The following is a 20,303-nucleotide window of genomic DNA, read 5'->3' as shown; positions in this document are numbered from 1 at the left end:
GCGACATTGGGCGACTTCGACGAAGCCGCCCAATGGTTGGCCGATCGGTTCACCGGTCGAAGGCGAATCAGCACACTAGCCCCAGTTGGCGGCGAGGGTGAGGCAGAACGGGTGGCCGCTGGGATCGAGCAGCACCCGCCAGGTCTCACCGGGCTGAAACTCCGGCACCGTGGCGCCCAGTTCGACCAGTTGTTTACTGGCGATCTCGAGGTCTTCGACCGCCAAATCCAGATGGAACTGTTTGGTGCCGTTCTCGTTCGGCCAGGCCGGCGGCTGATAGTCCGGGATCGTGCCGAATCCGAGCGCGTGATCCGGACCGGTGAGCATGGCGTACTCGTCCTGCACGTGCGCGATTTTCCAACCGAGCGCCGCGGCCCAGAACTCCGCGTCTCGCCGTGCGTCGGCACTGTCCAGGGTGAGCATTTTCAACGTGGCAACCGCCATGGTTTTTCCTCTCGCAACGAATACTGTCAGTCAGCCTGCAACACCGACGCCGCATACGATTGCAAAAACGCGACACTGGCCCGCGCCCGAGATCGGTGGCCGTAAGCGGTTCGCTCACGGCTGAAGGTGTGCGCCGGATCCTTCGACGTCCGCCGGCGAGGAAACGGCTTATCCCATATGTCACCTCCGGGTCGGTGCGTCGGCCGCCCGCACGACGTCGGGCCGGGGCAAGTCCGGCCAGGCCGGCAGTTCGGTAGCGCTGCAGCCACCGCTGCGCGGTCCGGGCAGCCACGCCCGCCTGTCCCGCCGCGCGGATGAGTGGGACCCCGTCCTCTATATGAGGCCGTAGTACCTCGAAACGGCTCATCGCCTGCCGACGAGCCGCGTCCGTCAGTTCGGTCAACCCGACTGCGGTCACGCCTCCGTTTTCGCTGTGGCAGCGGTGAGATGACGGTAAATGGTGGGGCGGCTGACACCGAACTCGGCCGCGATCTGGGCGACGGTGTAGCGACGCTTGCCACGCTCGTCGAGCTCGTCGTACATCTGCCGCGCCAGATCCACCTGCCGGGGACCGAGTTTCGGTTTCTGCCCACCGGTGCGCCCACGGGCACGCGCCGCGGCCCGCCCGTCGCGCGTGCGCTCGCTCATCAACGCGTGCTCGAATTCGGCTATCGCGCCGAGGATCTGGAAGAACATCCGCCCGACAGCAGTGGAGGTGTCGATGCCCTGATCCAGCACCACCAGATCCACGCCACGGTCCTGCAACGTCTTCGACAGCTCGATCAGATGCTCGAGGGAACGCCCGAGCCGGTCGAGCTTGGTCACCACCAGTTGATCGTCGGGCCGGTTGGCCACAAACAGTGCCTTGCTCAGCTCGGGGCGGGAGGCGAGCTTCCCGGAGGCCTTGTCGATGAAGATCTGCTCACAGCCTGGCAGCGGTGCGTGCGTCGTGCTGGGACTCGGGATGCTGATCGCGGGTAGAGACCCGCCCATAGCCGATTCGCATGCGGCGCAGTGTATTGCGAACCCCGACAGGTCGACATTGACGCGTACACGGCAACCGTTACAGATTCGGCGACATCCGACCTGCGGGAACCTTCGACAACCCCAAAATGTCTCGTGAACGTTCGTTTTCCGAACCTCGTTGACAGGTTCGAAGACATCTGTAGCCGCCGGTGTGAGCCCCGGAATGTTCGATCGTGATCCAGGGAAATACTCGTTGCCCTAGTTGATGGTTCGAGGTCAGATGATCGGATGAAGATCGACGGACTCGACGCCGCCCGCCAGCTGGTACGGCAACGGTTTCCACATGCGCGGGCGGCCTGGCTCGGCGGCAGCGTCGCGCACGGAACCGCCACGGCAACTTCGGATCTGGATATCACCGTGCTGGTCGCGGGTCCGCCGGCACCATATCGCGAGTCGCTGCGTCATCGGCAGTGGCCGGTGGAACTGTTCGTGCAGACCGAAACGTCGATCGAACACCAGGTGCGGGTGTTCGGAAACCCGTTCGTATTCCGCCATCTATGAACAGTTAGGGGGCGACCATGGTGTATGACTCGAGCTCTGTCGACGCCGCCGGCCATCCCTGCCGGGGCCCTGGCGTGTTCCCCTCAGCCGGTGCTTGCTGCGGGCGGTAGCCTGCTGCTTCGCCCCTGGAAGCCAGCTGATGGCCCAGCATTCCTGTCCGCTTACCGAGACAACGAGATCCGCCGCTGGCACACGCGCCGCCCCTCCACCGAGACCCAGGTTCGGGAATGGTTCGACGCATACCGCCAGGACTGGCAACAAGAGAAGGGCTGTCACTGGGCTATTGCCCGCGGCGACGACGATGTGCTCGGCCGGATCGCATTGCGGGGCCTGGACTTCGACGACGGCATCGCCGGGGTCAGCTACTGGGTGCTCCCGGCCGCTCGCGGCGCAGGTGCCGCCTCACGCGCTCTGTTGGCGCTCACTGGCTGGGCGCTGAACGAAATCGGCTTCCACCGTCTGGAGTTGGACCATTCGACGCGCAATCATGCTTCGTGCCGGGTCGCCACGAAATCCGGTTATCTCCTGGAAGGCACCAAGCGAAGCGCCGCAGTGCATGACGACGGACGACACGACATGCACCTACACGCCCGCATTCAAGGCGACTGAGCTCGCGCGCCTAGAGCAACTCGATCTCATCGAATCCGACGGTCAAGCTGTGGCGGCGTTCTCGTAGTACGTTCCCTTCGCGATGTGCGACGCCTTCACTGAAGCTGAGGCGAAGTTGCGCCCGGTGGTCGTCTACCTCCTGTACGACCGCGCAGATGCCGTTGAACGGTCCCGCTGGGAAGTAGACGACATCACCCGGCTCGTATTCGCGAATGCTCACCAGCTCAAGGTAGTTGGCTTGGACGAGGAATGATCAAGACCGGCTCAGCGAGCTTGTCGGTGGGTGCTGTCATGCTTGCCTGCGTACTGCCGACAAGCATGAGGTGGGGGCCGGGTGGTATCGGTTCGGCGCGAGTTGTTCTGCCGGTCAGCGGCTTCCACTGAACAACCCAGGAGGACAAGTGTTTACTGACGCTGGATTCCTACCGCCCCGCGTGCACGGCCGGCCGGCGGTCCGCCCACGGCATGGCGCGCTCGAGATCCCCGGCCAGTGCCAGCAGCGTGGCCTCGTCGCCGTGGCGTCCGGCGAACTGGATGCCGATCGGCAGTCCCGCCGCGGATTCGGCCAGCGGCAGGGAGATGGCGGGCATGCCGGTGACGTTGAACAGCGCGGTGAAGCTGCCGTAGTCGAAGATCCGGTCGTACCATTCGCGGGCGCTCAGCGAGGCGTCGTCGGCGTCGAGGTGGCCCAGCGGGATCGGGGGCGTGCTGGTCGTGGGCGTCAGCAGCACGTCGTAGCGGGTGAGGAAGCCCGCGACCGCGCGGGTGGTCCGGTTGAACACCCGGTCGGCGGCGTAGATGTCGAAGGCGGACAGCGTCTTTCCGTATTCGACGCACGCCAGCGTGGTCGCCTCCAGGTGTTCCCGGCCGGGCTCCACGCCCAGCTGCGCCGAGGCACCCAGGACGGCGTCGGCGAGGAAACTGCACCACGCGTCGAGGTTGGCCTTGTCGAAGGCCACCACATCGAGTTCGGGCGCGGCCTCCTCGACGATGTGCCCCATCTCCGCCAACCGCTCGGCCACGTGGTTCACCGCGGCCACGCACTCCGGGTCGACGGCACGCTCCGTGTCCATCGGGGTGGCGGTGACAGCGATCCGCAGCGGCCGGGAACCGGCGGCGGCGTGCTCGGCGTAGCTGCGCACCGGACCGGGCAGCAGGTAGCGGTCGCCGGGCTCGGCGCCGTGCACCGCGTCGAGCAGTCGCGCGCAGTCGCGCACGGTGCGGGTGACGGCGAATTCGATACCGAGTCCCAGCAGCGGGTCGGCGAAGTCCGGGCCGGGGGTGGTCCGCCCACGGCTCGGCTTGAGGCCGACCGCACCGCACGCGGCGGCGGGGATGCGGATCGAGCCGCCGCCGTCGTTGGCGTGCGCCATCGGTAGCGCGCCGCTGGCGACCAGCGCCGCCGAGGCGCCGCTGGAACCGCCGGGGCTGCGGTCGGTGGCCCAGGGGTTGCGGCTCGGTCCGCCGTAGGCGAGGGCTTCGGTGGTGGCGTTGAACCCGAACTCCGGGCTGCGGGTGATCGCGCCGATCGCCAGGCCCGCGCGGCGGAACCGCGCCACCAGATGGGTGTCCTGCGGGTAGGCGACGCCCGCACCGAACAACCTGCTGCCGCTGCGGCTCGGCACCCCGTCCGCGTGCGCGATCAGGTCCTTGAGCGCGAACGGCACACCAGCGAACGGACCGGACTCGTCGTAGTCGAGCGGCTTGTCGAAGCGCTCGCTCGCCACGGCGGCCAGTTCGGGCTCGACCGCGTCCAGGGCGGTCGCGGCTGCCGTCCAGACCTCGGCCGCGCTGACGTGACCGTCGCGGATCAGTTCCGCCAGTCCGGTGGCGTCGTGGGCGGCGTATTCGGTGACATCCATGTGGTTTTCTCCTCGTGCTTCGCGGGCAGATGGGCGAAGGGTAGGAGCGAACATCACGGCGCGTATCGGCAGAATTGCGGAGGCGCAATCGCGGGTAAGTCGCTAGCCGCGCACCTACCATGAGCGCATGAGCGAGTCGGCGGTACGTACCCGTCTCGCCGCCGCGCTCGAACTTCGCGACGCGGCGGCCGGATCGATCGGCGGCGAACCGCTCAAACAGCAGACCGCCCGTCTGCTGTTCGCGCTGCGCCGAGTGGTGGCCTACGACCACGCCGCGCTGTCGATCCCGGATCCGGTGACCGGCGAGCACACCACCTATACCAACTTCGGCTACAGCACGCTGACGCTGGATCTGATCAACGACGCCATGCCGGATACGGAGTTGTACGGCGAACTCCGCGAGACCAGGCTCCCGGTGCTGCTGCACGACGTGGACCGGCGGCGACGGCGCGGCGTCGTTTTCGACATCATCCGGCGCAACGGTTTCCGCGACGGGCTCAGCCACTGCCTCTACTCGCCGCACGGCCGCTACCTCGGCATGCTGAACCTGAGCACCTACACCCCGCTCGACGAGCACACCTTGCCGCTGACCACCCTCGTCTCCGACGCGCTCGCCGCCGCGGTCGACCCGCTGCGCCCGACCGACGGCGGCGCCATCGCGATCGCCGCGGGGGAGCAGGCCCTGCTCATCGATCTCGACGGCACACCGTGCCCGTTGACCGCGGGCGCTCGCACGGACCTGGCCGCCTTGATCGGTCGTGTTCGACCTGTGACGTCGTCGGTGACGATGATCCACGGCGCGCAGGTGTACGAGGTCCGCGTGGACGAGGTGCGCGGCGGCACCCTCGTCCGGCACCGCCCCGCGCCGCCGCCGGCGGGACTGACGCTGCGAGAACTCGAGGTCCTGGAATTGCTCTCGCATGGTGCGGCCAACACCGAGATCGCCCGCACCCTGCGGATCGGCGCATCGACGGTCGCCACCCACGTGGAGGCGATCCTGCGCCGCACGGGATCGTCCAACCGGACCGCCGCGGCCGTCTACGCGACGCGCATCGGGCTGTGCCGTTCGGCGTGATCCAGTGTCCGCGTTGCGACTTCACCCTGGCCGTTGGGTGTGCGAAGTGGGTCGCTGAGAGGGGAGGTTCGGTCGGTGACGGTCAGGGTGTTCGCTGTGGTGGGCATGTTGTGCGGGTTGGTAGCGGTGGGGATCTTCCGATGTTGTTCGCGGGCCCGGTTGTGATCGGAGTGATCGTTGGCCTCGGCTTCGCCGGGAGGGGGATCTGCTGGAGTCACCTGCGTGACACCGTAGCGACGGTCGTTGCCGACCGGTAAGGCCGCACCGGCGGGCGCGCTCGCGTTGCTCCGGGCGGCGACGGACGAGAACAAGCCTTCACGGACGACGGCGTCAGCGCGCGTTCAGCCATTCCCACGCTGCCGCAACCGATTCCGCGCACTCGACGCCTTCGGGCACGGGTGGGCGGTCGACGACCACGACCGGAATGCCGCACCGACGGGCAGCGGTCAGCTTGGCCGCGGTGAGGTCGCCACCGCTGTCTTTGGTCACCATCGCGGAGATGCGGTGCTCGCGCAGTAGATCGATCTCCTGCGCGACGGTGAACGGGCCACGGGCGAGAAGCAGAAGATGCTGCGGCGGAACGGGTCCGGTGGGCGGATCGATGGCCCGGATGAGGAACCACGGCTCACCGAGCTCGGCGAAGGCGGCCACGCCCTGCCGGCCGATGGTGAGGAAGACGCGGTCGAATGCGGTCACGGCCTGGGCGGCGGCAGCCAGATCCGGCACCCGCGACCACCGGTCACCGGGTTGTTCGGACCAGCCCGGCCGGCGCAGGTGCACGATCGGCACTCCGCCCACTCGTGCCGCATCGGCCGCATGCGAGGAGATGGTGCCGGCGAAGGGGTGGGTGGCGTCGACGACCGCGTCGATCGCGTTGTCCGCCAGCCATTTCCGTAGTCCCTCGGTGCCGCCGAACCCGCCGATGCGCACCGTGCCGGCGGGCAGGACGGGTTCGCGCACGCGGCCGGCGAGCGAGGAGACGATGTCGAAACCTCGCTCGCCGGAGGCGATATCGGCGAGCTGCCGGGCTTCCCGGGTGCCGCCGAGAATCAGAACCTTCAGTGTCGCAACACTTTCGGTGTCAGTTGCCGCTGAAGTAGGCGAAGGCCGAGTCGATCAGCGGCTGGCCGCCCGCGACCAGCAGGCCGATCACACCGCCCAGGACCGCACCCGGGATCGAGCCGACACCGATGAAGATCAGGCCGACCAGGAAGCCGATCACCGCGCCGACCGCGGCGCCCAGCGAGGCGTGCTGCAGCTCGGAGAAGAACCAGTCCTGACCGGAGATGTTCTTCACCGACGAGATCGGCTGCCCCTGCGGGGTCAGTGTCAGGCTGGTGCCGTCCTCGTTCACCGCGGCGGCGACGGTGGTGCCGTTGGGCCCCTTGGCCGAGAGCGGGTAGCTCATCACCACGGCGCCCTCGTCGTTGGTCAGGGTGACCGCGGACTTGTCCGAGGTGAGGGCGAACTTGCCGCCCGTCACCGTGGTGACGATCTTGTTGCCCATATCGGCGAGTTCGGTGGTGTAGCCGACACCCTGGTCCGTGCCGTGCACGGCCGGGCTCTGCTGGGTCTGAACCTGGCTCGGCGCCGGCGCGGGCGCGGCAGGCTCGGCGTAAGCGGTACCGTAGGCGATGCCCGTCGCCGCGATGGCGATCAGCGAGGTGCCGACAATGTTGGTGAATCTCATCTATTTCCCATCGGATCGATCACCCGACATAACGATCGGATTACGCTGACCCGAAACATTTCCGCAGGTCAGCCGGTTGCCGCCTGTGGGAATCGGGTCAGAAGTGTAACTTTAGTGCCACTGTGGGGATTTAGGTACTCCAGCCACTGGGAGTTGTCGACGGCTTTGTGCTCGGAACCAGGTCGACAACGGTGGTCACCGAGATCGGCGCGGTCGAGATCGACGTGTCCCGGGAGTGAACTCGAGCTCCGACCCGAACATTGGGTCTTTTCAACGGGGTTCACCTATGCGCCTCGCGCCGGTGAGGTGGGGTTGCGTTCCCCCTCGAGGTCGCGCAGCAGATTTTCGATGAGTTCTGTTACGTCACGGTGGCCGAGATGCACGTCGAACGCTTCCTCCATGCGCAGGAATCGCGAGATGCTGGACATCAGCAGGACGATTGCGCCGGGGGTGTAGCTGCCGGACTCGAAGCGATACTCGGCCAATATCTTCGATACCGCGTCGAGCTGTAGTTTTCGAAATCGCTTGGAGGACTCCGAGATTTCGGCGCGAATTGCTTTGCGGTGATTGGCCAGTGCGATGAACTCCATGGTCAGAGCAGTCTGGGACTGGTCGTGGATCGCCTCCCACAGTGCCCACAGTGGCTGTGGTGTCTTCAGGGCCTCGAGTTGGCGTTGGTAGCTGCGGTCGGCGCCGCGCCGGAATAGTTCGACGAACAGATTGTCCATGTTGCCGAAGTAGTAGTACACCAACGCGGAGTTCGCGCCCGCGCGGGTCGCCAGCCGGCGGGTGCTGACTCCGGCGTATCCGTCCTCGAGCATGATCTGCTCGGCGGCGTCGAGAAGCGCCGCGCGCGTCGGGGAGTTCTCTGGGTCCGCGGTGCGGCCCGGCTTCATCTGATGGCCTCCTGTGGACGCGATCCACGCCGCGTCGTCGCGGCACAACTGGGTGACCACCTGCGACCACCTGCTTTGTCAGTGTACGACGCTCGACCAGCTCCCTTGACACGGCGTCGGCGAATGTGCCTGCGGCGTATGGCTATTGACATCGGGCCGGGCGCTGCCGTATATCTTAATCACTCGATTAATTAATCGTTCGATTAACCGCTTCGGCGCCTCTCCGGCGGGACCAGACCTATGAATCGAGGAGCGAATCGAATGACGAACGATCCTTTGCCCGGCTCCGGGCGCGTGGCGGTGGTGACCGGCGGGGCTTCCGGTATGGGGCTGGATATTTGCCGCGCCTTCGCCGGCCACGGTTACCGCACGGCGGTCCTCGACATCGACGGCGAGGCGGCCGCGAGCACGGCTGCGGAGCTGCGCCGCACCGGCGGCGATGTGATCGCCTGCGAGGTCGACGTGACCGACCGCGGTGCGGTCGAGAAGGCGCTCAGCGCGGTGCGCACGGAATTCGGCCCGGTCGAAATCCTGGTCACCAGCGCGGGAGCGGTGGGCTTCGCGCCGTTCACCGAGATCTCGGAGCAGGAGTGGCACCGGGTGCTGGGAGTGAACCTCACCGGCACCTTCCACTGTGTGCAGGCCGCGATCACGGATATGGTCACCGGCGGCTGGGGACGGATCGTGACGATTTCGTCGTCCAGCGCGCAACGCGGCTCGCCGGGGATGGTCCACTACACCGCATCCAAGGGCGCCGTCGTCGCGATGACGAAGGCCCTCGCACGCGAGTACGCGGCCCGCGGCATCACCGTCAACACCATTCCTCCGTCGGGCATCGACACCCCGATGTCCCGGCAGTCGCAGGCAGCCGGACATCTGCCCGACAACGCGACCATGGCCAAGGCCATCCCGGTGGGACATCTCGGCAGTGGTGCCGATATCGCCGCGGCGTGCCTGTTCCTGTGTTCGGATCAGGCCGGATACATCACCGGTCAGGTGCTGGGCGTGAACGGCGGGTCCGTCATATGACCACCACCTCGCCACGGCGGCTGGCACCGCTGCCGGCCGATCAGTGGGACGAGCGGGCCCGGAGCATGCTGCGCGGTCACGTGCGGCTGGCCGACCGGTATCTGTCCGGCCGTCCCGACGCACCGCCGATGCCCAATGTGCTCGGAATCCTGGGCCACCACACCGAATTGGCCGCCGCCTGGCTCGCCTACAACGGCGTGCTGCTCGAACAGCCCGCACTCGACCCGCGCTGTCGCGAAATGCTGATACTCCGGATCGCGCGGCGCACCGATTCGGCCTACGAATGGGCCCAGCACGTGCGGATCGGAGCCGAGTACGGGATCGGTGCGGCCCACGTCGACGCCGTCGCCCACGGTCCGGCGCACCCGCTCTGGTCGCCCGTGGACCGACTGCTGCTCACCGCCGCCGACGAACTGCTCGACCGGCACCGAGTCACCGACGCCACCTGGTCCGGGCTGGCGGCCCACTTCGACGCCCGGCAACTGCTCGAAATCCTGTTCGTGGCCGGGTCGTATCTGTGTCTGGCGCTGGTGTTCAACAGCGTCGACCTGCCACTGGACCCGGGCATGGACCGGGCCGCACCCACCCCGCCGCAGAAGGAGGAACAGCCGTGAGCGAGCGTGAACAGTCCACACCCCGCCGATGGCACAAACCGCCCGAGGGCAGCTGGACCGAGCACTATCCCGAACTCGGCACCGGGGCCGTCTCGTTCGAGGATTCGGTGTCCCCGGAGTTCTTCGAACTCGAACGCGAGGCGATCTTCAAACGAGCCTGGCTCAATGTCGGCCGGGTGGAACAACTTCCGCGCACGGGCAGCTTCTTCACCAAGGAAATCGATATCGCCCGCACGTCGATCATCGTGGTGCGCGATCGCGACGGTTCGATCAATGCCTTCCACAATGTCTGCCGGCATCGCGGAAACAAGCTGGTGTGGAACGAACTTCCGCGCGCCGAGGTCTCGGGCACGTGCCGGCAGTTCACCTGCAAATATCACGGCTGGCGCTACGGACTCGACGGCTCATTGAATTTCGTGCAGCAGGAAGGGGAATTCTTCGATCTCGACCGCGAGAACCGCGGGTTGGCCCGGGTGCACTGTGATGTCTGGAACGGATTCGTCTTCGTCAACCTCGATCCCGAACCACGCCAGACCCTGCGTGAATTCCTCGGCCCCATGATCACCGCACTCGACGGCTACCCGTTCGACGCGATGACCGAGTGGTACGAATTCAGCGCCGACAACAACAGCAACTGGAAGTTGTTCGCCGACGCCTTCCAGGAGTACTACCACGTCCCCGGCCTGCACCCACAGCAGATCCCGGGCGCGGTCCGCACCGGGAAGGGTTTCGAATGCGCCCATTTCCAGATCGACGGGCCGCACCGGGTGGTGTCCACCGGCGGCCCGCGCCGCTGGACGCTCCCGCCCGAATACATGTATCCGATCGAACGCATCACGCGCAGTGGCCTGGTCGGTCCGTGGGAATCGCCGGAATTAGGGGAGATGCCGCCGGGGCTGAATCCGGGACGTGTCGATCCGTGGGGTATCGACAACTTCCAGATCTTCCCCAATATCGAAATCCTCATCTATCGCGGCTGGTATCTGCTCTACCGCTATTGGCCGACCTCCTACAACACGCATCGGTTCGAGGGCATGCTCTGCTTCCAGCCGGCCGGCACGGTCCGCGAACGCATCGAACACGAAGTCGCCTCGGTTGTCTTCAAGGAGTTCGCTCTGCAGGACGCCGGAATGCTCACCGGCACGCAGACAGCACTCGAATCCGCCTACCGCACCGCGGGTTTGACCGAGTTCCCGGTGAACGACCAAGAGATCCTGGTGCGTCACTTCCACAAGGCGGTCGCCGACTGGGTCGAGGCGTACCGGCGCGGTCCGGTGAAGGTGTGATCGAGATGGCCGAGAACCTGCTGCCCTCCGCATTCGGCGAATTCGAGCGGTTCGCGCAGACCTGGTGTCTGGCAACCGAATCCGAACGCTGGGCCCGCCGGGTGGCGACACCCATGCCGGAACTGGTCGGCTTTCACGATGCCTTCCTCCCTCGCCTCGACGAGGCCATCGCCTATTGCGACAAATTTCCGCTCGACGACCTGCCCGATGACGCGCTGAACCTGCTGCGGCTGATCTATTCGATGGTGATGGTCGCCATGGCGGTGGAGATCTTCCAGCAGCCGACACCCACTGACTGCGCCGATGCCGTGCTCACCCGTGTCGCCGAGCCCTTGCCGTAAGGCCCATTCCCGCAGCCGTATTCGGCGCGAAGCGGAAGGAAATCCGATATGACGATCACCATCGACACACTCGGCACCGATGTCGGCGCGCAGATCTCCGGGGTGGATCGCGACCAGTTGCTCACCGACGACACCGTGGCCGCCACCATACTCGATGCCCTGGAAACCCATGGCGTCCTGGTCTTTCGAGATCTGCACCTGGATCCGGAGACACAGGTGGCGTTCTGCCGCAAACTGGGTCCGATAGACATCGAACCCGGACATCATCCGGTCGAGGGGATCTACCGGGTCAGCCTCGACACCGGCAAGAACTCCTCCGCGAGTTATCTGCGCGCGACGTTCGACTGGCATATCGACGGCTGCACACCGCAGGACGACGCCTACCCGCAGATGGCCACCATGCTGTCGGCCAAGGCGGTCGCCGCCTCCGGTGGGGACACCGAATTCGCCTCCACCTACAAGGCTTTCGACAATTTGAGCGAGACCGAACGGGAGCAGCTGGCGGCCCTGCGGGTGGTCCACTCGCTCGAGGCCTCCCAGCGCCTGGTCACGCCGGATCCCACGCCGGAGCAGCTGGCCGCCTGGCACCGCCGCCCGTCGAAGGAGCATCCACTGATCTGGACGCACAAGACGGGTCGCAAATCCCTGGTGCTGGGCGCCTCGACCGACCATATCGTCGGCATGGATCCGGTGCAGAGCAGGCAGTTGCTCGATGACCTGCTGGCTCGCTGCACCGCACCCGACCGCGTCTACCGCCACGAATGGTCGGTGGGGGACACCGTGATCTGGGACAACCGCGGCGTCATCCACCGGGCGACACCCTACGACTCCGGATCGCCGCGAGAAATGTTGCGTACCACCGTCCTCGGCGACGAGCCCATCCGCTGACCCACCGTTTCCAGGAGCACATCATGCCGCGATGGCCCAAGCCCGCCGAGGGCAGCTGGACCCAGCACTATCCCGAACTCGGCACCGCGCCCATGTCCTACGAGGACTCGATCTCGCCGGAGTTCTTCGAACTCGAGCGGGAAGCGATCTTCAAACGTGCCTGGCTCAATGTCGGTCGCGTGGAACAACTTCCGCGCACCGGGAGCTACTTCACCAAGGAGATCGCGGCGGCCTACACCTCGGTCATCGTGGTGCGCGACCGCGACGGGCAGATCAACGCCTTCCACAACATCTGCCGCCACCGCGGAAACAAGCTGGTGTGGAACGAGATCCCGCGCGAAGAGGTGTCGGGCACCTGCCGGCAGTTCACCTGCAAATATCACGCGTGGCGCTACGGCTTGGACGGTGCGCTGAATTTCGTGCAGCAGGAAGAGGAATTCTTCGACCTGGACAAGAGCGCGCTCGGACTCGCCCGCGTGCATTGCGAGGTCTGGTCCGGGTTCATCTTCGTCAATCTCGCCCCGCGACCGCGCCAGACGCTGCGGGACTTCCTCGGGCCGATGATCACCGGGTTGGAGGGCTATCCGTTCGACAAGCTCACCGAGCGGTTCTGCTACCGCTCCGAGGTGGGTGCCAACTGGAAGCTCTATATGGACGCGTTCCAGGAGTTCTACCACGCTCCCGTGCTGCACGGTAAGCAGACGCCGGGCAACTTCTCCGTCGCCGCCCAGCAGGCAGGATTCGAGGCCCCGCACTACCGGCTCGAGGGGCCGCATCGGCTGGTCAGCACCTCCGGTGTGGTCACCTGGGAACTGGATCCCGAGATGCGCAAGCCGATGGAGGACATCACCCGCAGTGGCCTGTTCGGCCCTTGGGACACACCGGATCTCGGGTCGATGCCGCCCGGGTTGAATCCTGCCGGTTGTGATCCGTGGGGGCTCGATTCGTTCCAGCTGTGGCCGAATTTCACGATCCTGATCTGGTCGGGCGGTTGGTATTTGACCTATCAGTATTGGCCCACCTCGCACAACACTCACATTTTCGAAGGCAATCTGTATTTCCCGCCGGCCCGCACCGCCCGCGAACGCGTCGCCCACGAGATGGCGGCTGTGACGTTCAAGGAATACGGGTTGCAGGACAGCAGCACGTTGGAGGCGACCCAGATCATGCTGGAATCCCGTGCGGTGACGACCTTCCCGCTCAACGACCAGGAAATCCTGCTGCGGCACCTGCACAAGGTCGCCGGCGATTGGGTCGCCGATTACTGCCGGGAGCAGGTGGCACCGCGATGACGATGTTGCCGAGCGAATTCGCCGATCTCGAGCCCTATGCGCCGATCTGGTGCCTGCCCAGCGAACGCGAACGTTACGCCCAGCGGCTGGCGAGCACGATGGCCGATATGCAGCGGTTCTACGACGCGATCACCGCGCGCGCCGAGGACGTGTTCACCTACTGCGACAAGTTTCCGCTCGACGAGCTCCCCGAGGAGGTGCAGAACCTGCTCTATCTGCTCTACTCGATGATCACCGTGTCGTTCCCGGTCGAGGTCTGGAGTCAGCCGAAAGTGCCCGATACCGGTGTGGCAGCACTGGATTGCGTGATCGAGCCGGTCCCGTGAGCGCCGAGCAGAGCCTGCTGCTGCGGGCTGCCCGCTGGGTCGACGTGGACACCGGCGAGGTGCACGGCCCAGCCGCGATCGCGGTGCAGGGCAATGCGATCACCGCCGTCGATCCGCCGCAACGCCCGCCGGGCGCCCGGGTCGTCGATCTCGGTGATCTCACCCTGCTGCCCGGGCTGATGGATATGGAGATCAACCTGCTCATCGGCGGCCCCGACAACCCGTCCGGACTGCCGAATCCGATGCACGGGGTGCAGGACGACCCGGTCTACCGGACGCTGCGTGCCACGATCAACGCCCGCACCACGCTGCATGCCGGTTTCACTACCGTCCGCAACCTCGGGCTGATGGTCAAAACCGGTGGCTACCTGCTCGACGTCGATCTGGGCCGCGCCATCGACCAGGGCTGGGTCGAGGGACCGCGAATCGTCTCCGCCGGGCATGCCATCACCCCGACCGGAGGACACCTCGATCCGACGATGTTCCAGCGGCTGGCCCCGCACATCATGCCGGTCAGCGTCGAGGAGGGCCGCGCCAACGGTGTGCCGCAGGTGCGCGAATCCGTGCGCTATCAAATCAAATACGGTGCCGGAGTCATCAAGATCTCCGCGTCGGGCGGCGTGATGTCGCACGGCACCGTCGCCGGCGCACAGCAGTACTCCGATGAGGAACTGGCCGCGATCGTGGACGAGGCCCATCGTGCCGGGATCAGGGTCGCGGCGCACGCGCACGGCGACGCCGGTATCCGCGCCTGCATCCGGGCCGGCGTGGACTGCATCGAACACGGGTCGCTCGCCAGTGACGACACCATCGCGATGATGGTCGAACACGGCACCTTCCTGGTGCCCACCAGTTATCTGTCCGAAGGACTCGATGTTTCCAAAGCCGCTCCCGCACTGCAGAAGAAGGCGGCCGAGGTGTTCCCGAAGGCTCGGGAAACGCTGCGCAAGGCGATCGCGGCCGGGGTGAAGATCGCCTGCGGCACCGACGCACCGGCGGTACCGCACGGCGACAATGCCAAGGAACTGTGGGCCCTGGTCGATCGCGGCATGACACCCGCGCAAGCACTGCGCGCGGCCACTGTCACCAGCGCCGAACTCATCGACGCCGACGACCGCGGCCGGCTCGCACCCGGACTGCTCGCCGACATCATCGCCGTTCCCGGGGACCCGACGGCCGATATCGCCGTGTTGCAGGACGTGCGCTTCGTCATGAAGGACGGCCACATCGTCAAACACGCCTGACCCCAACCTCTTACGCATGGTGATCAAGGAGACAACAATGCCCAAGGGAATCCTCTACGTCGAAACTCGTCCCGCCTCCGACGAGCAGGCCGCCGCCTACCACCAGTGGTACGAGGGCACTCATATGCGAGAGATGCTCAGTCTCGACGGTGTGGTCGCCGCGCGCCGGTTCGCACCCGTGGACGGTGAGAACGTCTATGTGGCCGTCTACGAGATCGAGGCCGACGACATCACCTCCGTACAGGCGCAATTGGCCGCGGCGAGCAGATCCGGTACCTTCTCCACCCCGGTCGGGGTGCAGACCGATCCGCCGCCGGCTGTCCGGCTCTATCGCGAAATCCGTACACACACAGCCTGATTCGTGGCTGCCGAGAACGATGCCCCGAGGTGACCATGTCCGCACGACAACAGCTGTTCATCGGTGGTGACTGGGTCGCAGCCGCCGGCGCCGACGTGATCGAGGTAATCGGCCCGCACACCGAGCAGCCGATCGCCACCGTGCCGGCCGCGTCGCCCGCGGATGTCGACCGGGCGGTCGCGGCGGCACGGGCCGCATTCGATCACGGTCCGTGGCCGCGGCTGGACCCGGCCGAGCGCATCGCGGTCGTCCGGAAGCTGGCCGCGCGATACGAGCCCCGGCGCGAGGAGATCGCCCAGGTCATCACCGCCGAAATGGGGGCGCCGATCACCTTCTCCCGATCGGCGCAGGCGCGACTACCCGGGGCCTTGATCGGCGCGTTCGCCGACCTCGCCACCGGACATCCTTGGGAAGAAACCAGATCCGGGCTGCTCGGCGCCGACATCACCGTGCGCCGAGAGCCCGTCGGGGTGGTGGCCGCCATCGTGCCATGGAATATGCCGATGTTCACGACGGTGGTGAAACTGATCCCGGCGTTGCTGGCCGGGTGCACCGTCGTGCTCAAACCCGCCCCCGAGACGCCGCTGGACGCCTACATCCTGGCCGAACTGCTGACCGAACTCGACCTGCCGCCGGGCGTGGTCAGCATCCTGCCCGGGGATCGCGAGACCGGCGGCTATCTGGTCGCGCATCCGGGGGTCGACAAGGTGTCGTTCACCGGGTCGACAGCCGCGGGCCGACAGGTAGCCGCGGTCTGCGGAGCGGCACTGCGCAAGGTCAGCCTGGAACTGGGCGGCAAATCCGCGGCCGTGGTACTCGACGACGCCGATCCCGCGGCGGTCGCCGCCGGGATGATGGTAGCCGGATTGATGAACAGCGGACAGGCGTGCGTCGCCCAGACTCGAATTCTGTTACCGCGCAGGCGGTATCAGGAGTTCGTCGATGCGCTGGCCGGCATGGTCGATTCGCTCGCGGTCGGCGACCCGGGGGATCCCGCAACCCAGGTCGGCCCGATGGTCGCCCAGCGCCAGCAACGACGCGTTCGCGACTACATCGACAAGGGCCGGCACGAAGGCGCCCGGCTGGTGGTCGGCGGCTCCGAGCCGCCCCCCGGTATCGACCGCGGCTGGTACATCCGGCCCACCCTGTTCGCCGATGTCGACAACGCGATGTGTATCGCGCAGGAGGAGATCTTCGGTCCCGTCCTCTGCGCTGTTCCCTATCGTGACGACGAGGAAGTCATCGCCCTCGCCAACGCCACCGACTACGGGCTCTCCGGCTCGATCTGGACACCCGACATCGACCGCGCCACCGCCATGACGCGCCGAATCCGCAGCGGCACACTGGGAATCAACCAGCCCTACAGCATGGACCCGGGCGCACCCTTCGGCGGAGTCAAGGCCAGCGGCATCGGCCGGGAGTTCGGGCCGGAAGGCCTCGACAGCTTCCTCGACACCAAATCGATCTCCACAGCACGCTGAACCGATCAGTCGACGCTGCGCTCGAATCTTGCACGTACACAACAGGTGTCGCGCGCATGGCAGGATGCTGCGCCTGCTGCGCCATTAAGGGGACCAACTTTCTATTGGAATCTGAGATACCGACTGAATACTTAGATTCCCATTGGTATATTGCATCGGTAGAACATGCGAGTGCATGGATATGGGAGGCGCTCATGAGCGAGCTGTCGAGTGAAAAGCCCACGGTGACAGACGGACTCGGCCGGACTGCCGGGGTAGGCGAGGCGGTCGAACCAGCTGCGCAGGATCGTCTCCGCGTCAAGCGAGTTCAGGTGTGGGCAACGGCCGGCGCGCTGCTGCTGGCACTGCAGGTGTACGTCTGGGTGCGATGGGTCACCGGGCCCTATTTCCAGCGAGTGCCCAGCGGGCCGAACACCCCGCCGATGTACATGAAGGCCTTCCTCACGATGAACGCCGTCGTGGTGTGTGTCGGTCTGCCCGTGGCGATCTGGTGGTTCATCGTCCGGCCCTGGCTGCGGGAACGCAGAATCACCCTGGACGGCATATTGCTGGTGTCGATGGGTTTGATGTTCTTTCAGGACCCGCTGCTGAATTACCTCAACACGTGGTGCACCTACAACACATGGCTGTTCAATCGCGGGTCGTGGTCATCCGATATTCCGGGTTGGGTATCGCCCGAGCAGCCGGGCCACCAGGTTTCCGAGCCGCTGTTGGTCAATGCTCCCGGCTACGCGGCCGGGGTCTTGATGATCACGATATTCGGTTGCTGGGTGATGCGCAGGATCAAATCGCGCTGGCCGAATATCACCAATCTCCGGCTCATTCTGGCCACCTATGCTTTTACGTTCGTGTTCGACTTCGTCATGGAGGCGGGCTTCCTGCTGCCGTTCGGGCTCTACACCTATCCCGGAGCCATACGGTCGGTGTCGTTCGCCGCGGGCACCTATCACCAATGGCCGATATACGAGGGGCTCATGTGGGGTGCGGTCCAGGCCGGTCTGTGTTGTCTGCGCTATTTCACCGACGATCGTGGTCGCACCGTGGTCGAGCGCGGATTGGATCACATCCGTGGGGGATTCGCACGGCAGCAACTCGCTCGGTTCCTGGCGGTGTTCGCCGCGGTCAGCGCCTGCTTTTTCTTCCTCTACAACGTGCCCGCGCAGTGGATCGGCATGCACGCCGATCCCTGGCCGGCCGATCACCTGAAGCGCTCGTACTTCAACGGCGGCATCTGTGGTGACGGCACCGACGTGCCGTGCCCCGACCCGGTATTGCCGGTGCCCACCAAGCGATCCGGATTCATCGACACCGACGGGAAATTGATACTGCCCGACCGGGCCCGGGTTCCGGAGACCGTGCCTTTCGAACACGCGAAATGAGCGCGGGCGATGGAGGGCGGAATCAGTCCGCCGTCGCAGATTGCTCGGCCGGCAGTTTGATTGCCGAGACGTACATTTCGAGGATCGGCCGGTAGAGGTCGAGGTCGTCGAGTTGACTGCCGAGTTCGACCGCATCGGTAGTGGCGATGAGTATGTTCGCGAATGTCAAGGGCGAGATCGACAAAGTGGCGCCGATTCGTTCGAGTCCTCGAGTGACGAAACTCGCCAGTGCCTCGGCCACCTGGTGCCTTCTGTCGGCGACCCGTTCTCGCACCTCCGGGTTGCGGAGCAGGTACAGGGTGAATTCGTAACCGAGCGCTGCTTGCGCGGCGCCGCGCTCGTTGCTCAGCTGACGCCACCGCTCGGCGATATCGTCGAGTTCTTGGGCGCCGACTTCGGTTACGGCGGAGATCATGTCGGCGAACGTGTCGAAGTAGCGGCGCCAATAGCGCTCGTTCACTGCCAGGAAGAGGTCCTCCTTGGCGGTGAAGTGCTTGTAGATGGCGCCCTTCGTATAGCCGGCCGTGCCGGCGATGTCGTCGAGTGTCGCCGACATGAAGCCTTTCTCCGCGAAAACCTCCTCAGCGGCATCCAGCAGCAGAGATCGGGTGTGCTCCAGGCGTCGCTCGACTGTCCACCGTTCCACCATGCTGATCACTCTACCGAGTCTCCTGGCTACCCATTGGATTCTGAGATACTCGTTGGTATATTGACTGAGTCGACCGCCGCCAGAGGCGATTTCACGCCGACGCGGCCCCCCGGCACTCCGATCGAGAAGGAGACGGTGTCATGAGTGGACCGTCCGACAGCAAGACCTCGCCAGTGGTCACCGAATCCGCCGGTGATGTGGCCGCATTGGCTTCACAGGTCCGGTCTCCCAGCAAGCCCGTCCGGATCTGGGCCGTGCTCGGCGGCTTGATCCTGGCCTTTCAGTTGTACGTGTGGATCCGGTGGGTGACAGGTCCGTATTTCGAGCGCGTGCCCAAGGGGCCCAGCGACCCGCCGACCTTCATGAAGGCGATCCTCATCACGTGGACCGCTGTGATCATCATCGGCCTTCCGGTCGGCATCTATTACTTCATCATCCGGCCCTGGCGGCGTGAACGTCGTATCACGCTCGACGGGATGTTGTTGGTGGCCTGCGGGTTGTTGTGGTTTCAGGATCCGCTCCTGAACTACTTCAACACCTGGAGCACCTATAACACCTGGATGTGGAATATGGGCTCGTGGGTCCAGTATGTCCCGGGCTGGCACTCCTACGGGGAACCCGGTCGCATGATGGCCGAGCCCATCTTGATGAACGCGCCGGGCTATTCCTACGGGGTGCTGCTGTGCACGATATTGGGCTGCTGGATCATGCGCCGTGCCAAGAAACAGTGGCCGCGGATCAACAACTACGGGTTGATCGGCGTACTGATCGTTTGGACGTTCATCTTCGATTTCGTCATCGAGGGTTTGTTCCTGATGCCGATGGGGCTTTTCACCTACCCGGGCGCGATCAAGTCGCTGTCGATCAATGCCGGCACCTACTACCAGTGGCCGCTGTATGAAGGGTTGATGTGGGGTGGTGTGCAGGCGGGACTGTGCGCGCTGCGCTATTTCACCGACGACCGCGGCCGCACATTCGTGGAACGTGGGCTGGAACGTATCCAGGGCGGATTCGTGAAGCAGCAGTTCACGCGTTTCCTCGCGATCTTCGCGGCATGCAGCGTCTTCTTCTTCGTGTTCTACAACATTCCCGCCCAGTGGTTCGGCATGCACGCGGAGTCGTGGCCCGAGGATATCCAGAAGCGCTCGTATTTCGACATGGGGATCTGTGGCGAGGGGACGGGACGGCTGTGTCCCGATCCGGTTCTGCCGATTCCCGGAAAAGACAGCGGCTACATCGACCCGGAGGGCCGGTTGATACTGCCGCCCGGTACCGAGCTTCCGAAAACCGTTCCGTTCGATCGGGGAAATTGA

At 65.5% G+C, this 20,303-nt stretch carries 23 protein-coding genes and 1 pseudogene; 15 read left to right on the top strand and 9 right to left on the bottom strand.

Annotated elements, in window-relative coordinates; translation table 11 throughout:
* Positions 1-75: 75 nt before the first annotated feature.
* The 3 genes and pseudogenes from NK1_RS22390 to NK1_RS22385 all read right to left on the bottom strand — a co-directional run bounded on the left by NK1_RS22390 (position 76) and on the right by NK1_RS22385 (position 1,437).
* Positions 76-444 (bottom strand): VOC family protein, encoded by a 369-nt coding sequence (locus NK1_RS22390; protein ID WP_036501643.1) that lies wholly within the window; start codon positions 442-444, stop codon positions 76-78.
* 223 nt (positions 445-667) lie between these two features.
* A pseudogene (locus NK1_RS36340) lies at positions 668-811 on the bottom strand (helix-turn-helix domain-containing protein); the annotation flags it as partial.
* A gap of 47 nt (positions 812-858) precedes the next feature.
* Positions 859-1,437 carry a recombinase family protein gene (locus NK1_RS22385; protein ID WP_218023155.1) on the bottom strand — a complete coding sequence of 193 codons (579 nt, stop codon included), beginning with the start codon at positions 1,435-1,437 and terminating at the stop codon, positions 859-861.
* 261 nt (positions 1,438-1,698) lie between these two features.
* Here NK1_RS22385 and NK1_RS22380 point away from each other — a divergent pair, with 261 nt between their 5' ends.
* Together NK1_RS22380 and NK1_RS22375 are read left to right on the top strand one after the other, a co-directional pair.
* Positions 1,699-1,971, top strand: a complete 273-nt coding sequence (locus NK1_RS22380) for a nucleotidyltransferase domain-containing protein (RefSeq protein ID WP_063011601.1) — start codon at positions 1,699-1,701, stop codon at positions 1,969-1,971.
* 90 nt (positions 1,972-2,061) lie between these two features.
* Positions 2,062-2,580 carry a GNAT family N-acetyltransferase gene (locus tag NK1_RS22375; RefSeq protein WP_245660738.1) on the top strand — a complete coding sequence of 173 codons (519 nt, stop codon included), beginning with the start codon at positions 2,062-2,064 and terminating at the stop codon, positions 2,578-2,580.
* A gap of 10 nt (positions 2,581-2,590) precedes the next feature.
* Here the strand turns inward: NK1_RS22375 and NK1_RS33930 are convergent, their stop codons facing one another.
* Entirely contained in the window at positions 2,591-2,800 is a 210-nt protein-coding gene (locus NK1_RS33930; RefSeq protein ID WP_084461363.1) for a KOW domain-containing RNA-binding protein, read from the bottom strand.
* 202 nt (positions 2,801-3,002) lie between these two features.
* Entirely contained in the window at positions 3,003-4,442 is a 1,440-nt protein-coding gene (locus tag NK1_RS22370) for an amidase (protein ID WP_063011597.1), read from the bottom strand.
* Between the two features lie 127 nt (positions 4,443-4,569).
* On the opposite strand from NK1_RS22370, the gene NK1_RS22365 reads away from it, so the two are divergent.
* A complete protein-coding gene (locus NK1_RS22365) occupies positions 4,570-5,517 on the top strand; it encodes a helix-turn-helix transcriptional regulator (protein ID WP_063011595.1) in 948 nt (315 codons plus the stop codon).
* A 330-nt stretch (positions 5,518-5,847) separates the two neighbouring features.
* Here the strand turns inward: NK1_RS22365 and NK1_RS22360 are convergent, their stop codons facing one another.
* From NK1_RS22360 to NK1_RS22350, 3 genes are all read right to left on the bottom strand, one after another.
* Positions 5,848-6,579 carry a cobalt-precorrin-6A reductase gene (locus tag NK1_RS22360; RefSeq protein ID WP_063011593.1) on the bottom strand — a complete coding sequence of 244 codons (732 nt, stop codon included), beginning with the start codon at positions 6,577-6,579 and terminating at the stop codon, positions 5,848-5,850.
* 19 nt (positions 6,580-6,598) lie between these two features.
* Positions 6,599-7,207: a DUF8020 domain-containing protein gene (locus NK1_RS22355; protein WP_063011591.1), complete on the bottom strand. Its 609-nt coding sequence runs from the start codon at positions 7,205-7,207 to the stop codon at positions 6,599-6,601.
* A gap of 284 nt (positions 7,208-7,491) precedes the next feature.
* Positions 7,492-8,163, bottom strand: coding sequence for a TetR/AcrR family transcriptional regulator (locus NK1_RS22350; RefSeq protein WP_245660737.1), 672 nt, complete (start codon positions 8,161-8,163; stop codon positions 7,492-7,494).
* 201 nt (positions 8,164-8,364) lie between these two features.
* Between NK1_RS22350 and NK1_RS22345 the strand changes: the two genes are divergently transcribed.
* The 11 genes from NK1_RS22345 to NK1_RS22295 all read left to right on the top strand — a co-directional run bounded on the left by NK1_RS22345 (position 8,365) and on the right by NK1_RS22295 (position 18,341).
* Entirely contained in the window at positions 8,365-9,132 is a 768-nt protein-coding gene (locus NK1_RS22345) for an SDR family NAD(P)-dependent oxidoreductase (protein WP_063011589.1), read from the top strand.
* Positions 9,129-9,746 (top strand): carboxymuconolactone decarboxylase family protein, encoded by a 618-nt coding sequence (locus NK1_RS22340; RefSeq protein ID WP_063011587.1) that lies wholly within the window; start codon positions 9,129-9,131, stop codon positions 9,744-9,746. Before NK1_RS22345 ends, NK1_RS22340 begins: the two co-directional genes overlap by 4 nt.
* Entirely contained in the window at positions 9,743-11,032 is a 1,290-nt protein-coding gene (locus NK1_RS22335) for an aromatic ring-hydroxylating oxygenase subunit alpha (RefSeq protein WP_063011585.1), read from the top strand. Before NK1_RS22340 ends, NK1_RS22335 begins: the two co-directional genes overlap by 4 nt.
* 5 nt (positions 11,033-11,037) lie before the next feature.
* The gene (locus NK1_RS22330) at positions 11,038-11,373 is read left to right on the top strand and encodes a hypothetical protein (protein WP_063011659.1); all 336 of its coding nucleotides are present in this window, start codon (positions 11,038-11,040) and stop codon (positions 11,371-11,373) included.
* 48 nt (positions 11,374-11,421) lie between these two features.
* Positions 11,422-12,261: a TauD/TfdA dioxygenase family protein gene (locus tag NK1_RS22325; RefSeq protein WP_063011583.1), complete on the top strand. Its 840-nt coding sequence runs from the start codon at positions 11,422-11,424 to the stop codon at positions 12,259-12,261.
* A 23-nt stretch (positions 12,262-12,284) separates the two neighbouring features.
* Positions 12,285-13,553, top strand: coding sequence for an aromatic ring-hydroxylating oxygenase subunit alpha (locus NK1_RS22320; RefSeq protein WP_063011581.1), 1,269 nt, complete (start codon positions 12,285-12,287; stop codon positions 13,551-13,553).
* Positions 13,550-13,879, top strand: a complete 330-nt coding sequence (locus NK1_RS22315; RefSeq protein ID WP_063011579.1) for a hypothetical protein — start codon at positions 13,550-13,552, stop codon at positions 13,877-13,879. The genes NK1_RS22320 and NK1_RS22315 overlap by 4 nt, the downstream gene beginning before the upstream one ends.
* Complete coding sequence (locus NK1_RS22310) at positions 13,876-15,123, top strand: metal-dependent hydrolase family protein (RefSeq protein ID WP_063011577.1); 1,248 nt, start codon at positions 13,876-13,878, stop codon at positions 15,121-15,123. Before NK1_RS22315 ends, NK1_RS22310 begins: the two co-directional genes overlap by 4 nt.
* Positions 15,124-15,160: 37 nt before the next feature.
* Positions 15,161-15,481, top strand: a complete 321-nt coding sequence (locus NK1_RS22305; RefSeq protein ID WP_063011657.1) for a hypothetical protein — start codon at positions 15,161-15,163, stop codon at positions 15,479-15,481.
* A gap of 35 nt (positions 15,482-15,516) precedes the next feature.
* Complete coding sequence (locus NK1_RS22300) at positions 15,517-16,962, top strand: aldehyde dehydrogenase (protein WP_063011575.1); 1,446 nt, start codon at positions 15,517-15,519, stop codon at positions 16,960-16,962.
* Positions 16,963-17,156: 194 nt separating this feature from the next.
* Positions 17,157-18,341, top strand: a complete 1,185-nt coding sequence (locus NK1_RS22295; RefSeq protein ID WP_063011573.1) for a spirocyclase AveC family protein — start codon at positions 17,157-17,159, stop codon at positions 18,339-18,341.
* 22 nt (positions 18,342-18,363) lie between these two features.
* On the opposite strand, the gene NK1_RS22290 is transcribed toward NK1_RS22295, so the two are convergent.
* Positions 18,364-18,990 carry a TetR/AcrR family transcriptional regulator gene (locus NK1_RS22290; RefSeq protein ID WP_063011655.1) on the bottom strand — a complete coding sequence of 209 codons (627 nt, stop codon included), beginning with the start codon at positions 18,988-18,990 and terminating at the stop codon, positions 18,364-18,366.
* A 140-nt stretch (positions 18,991-19,130) separates the two neighbouring features.
* Between NK1_RS22290 and NK1_RS22285 the strand changes: the two genes are divergently transcribed.
* Positions 19,131-20,303 (top strand): spirocyclase AveC family protein, encoded by a 1,173-nt coding sequence (locus NK1_RS22285; protein WP_063011571.1) that lies wholly within the window; start codon positions 19,131-19,133, stop codon positions 20,301-20,303.

It is taken from the genome of Nocardia kruczakiae NBRC 101016 (assembly GCF_001612965.1).
GTDB classification, from domain to species: Bacteria; Actinomycetota; Actinomycetes; order Mycobacteriales; family Mycobacteriaceae; genus Nocardia; species Nocardia kruczakiae.
Note: the sequence above shows the minus strand (reverse complement) of the source record. Positions and strands in the feature narration are given on the sequence as shown.

Coding starts and splice junctions, on each gene's coding strand:
- NK1_RS22340 (WP_063011587.1), top strand. CDS start 9,129: ATGACCACCACCTCGCCACGGCGGCTGGCACCGCTGCCGGCCGATCAG.
- NK1_RS22370 (WP_063011597.1), bottom strand. CDS start 4,442: ATGGATGTCACCGAATACGCCGCCCACGACGCCACCGGACTGGCGGAA.
- NK1_RS22330 (WP_063011659.1), top strand. CDS start 11,038: ATGGCCGAGAACCTGCTGCCCTCCGCATTCGGCGAATTCGAGCGGTTC.
- NK1_RS22325 (WP_063011583.1), top strand. CDS start 11,422: ATGACGATCACCATCGACACACTCGGCACCGATGTCGGCGCGCAGATC.
- NK1_RS22305 (WP_063011657.1), top strand. CDS start 15,161: ATGCCCAAGGGAATCCTCTACGTCGAAACTCGTCCCGCCTCCGACGAG.
- NK1_RS22295 (WP_063011573.1), top strand. CDS start 17,157: ATGAGCGAGCTGTCGAGTGAAAAGCCCACGGTGACAGACGGACTCGGC.
- NK1_RS22355 (WP_063011591.1), bottom strand. CDS start 7,207: ATGAGATTCACCAACATTGTCGGCACCTCGCTGATCGCCATCGCGGCG.
- NK1_RS22390 (WP_036501643.1), bottom strand. CDS start 444: ATGGCGGTTGCCACGTTGAAAATGCTCACCCTGGACAGTGCCGACGCA.
- NK1_RS22315 (WP_063011579.1), top strand. CDS start 13,550: ATGACGATGTTGCCGAGCGAATTCGCCGATCTCGAGCCCTATGCGCCG.
- NK1_RS22290 (WP_063011655.1), bottom strand. CDS start 18,990: ATGGTGGAACGGTGGACAGTCGAGCGACGCCTGGAGCACACCCGATCT.
- NK1_RS22300 (WP_063011575.1), top strand. CDS start 15,517: ATGTCCGCACGACAACAGCTGTTCATCGGTGGTGACTGGGTCGCAGCC.
- NK1_RS22365 (WP_063011595.1), top strand. CDS start 4,570: ATGAGCGAGTCGGCGGTACGTACCCGTCTCGCCGCCGCGCTCGAACTT.
- NK1_RS22380 (WP_063011601.1), top strand. CDS start 1,699: ATGAAGATCGACGGACTCGACGCCGCCCGCCAGCTGGTACGGCAACGG.
- NK1_RS22285 (WP_063011571.1), top strand. CDS start 19,131: ATGAGTGGACCGTCCGACAGCAAGACCTCGCCAGTGGTCACCGAATCC.
- NK1_RS22345 (WP_063011589.1), top strand. CDS start 8,365: ATGACGAACGATCCTTTGCCCGGCTCCGGGCGCGTGGCGGTGGTGACC.
- NK1_RS22320 (WP_063011581.1), top strand. CDS start 12,285: ATGCCGCGATGGCCCAAGCCCGCCGAGGGCAGCTGGACCCAGCACTAT.
- NK1_RS22385 (WP_218023155.1), bottom strand. CDS start 1,437: ATGGGCGGGTCTCTACCCGCGATCAGCATCCCGAGTCCCAGCACGACG.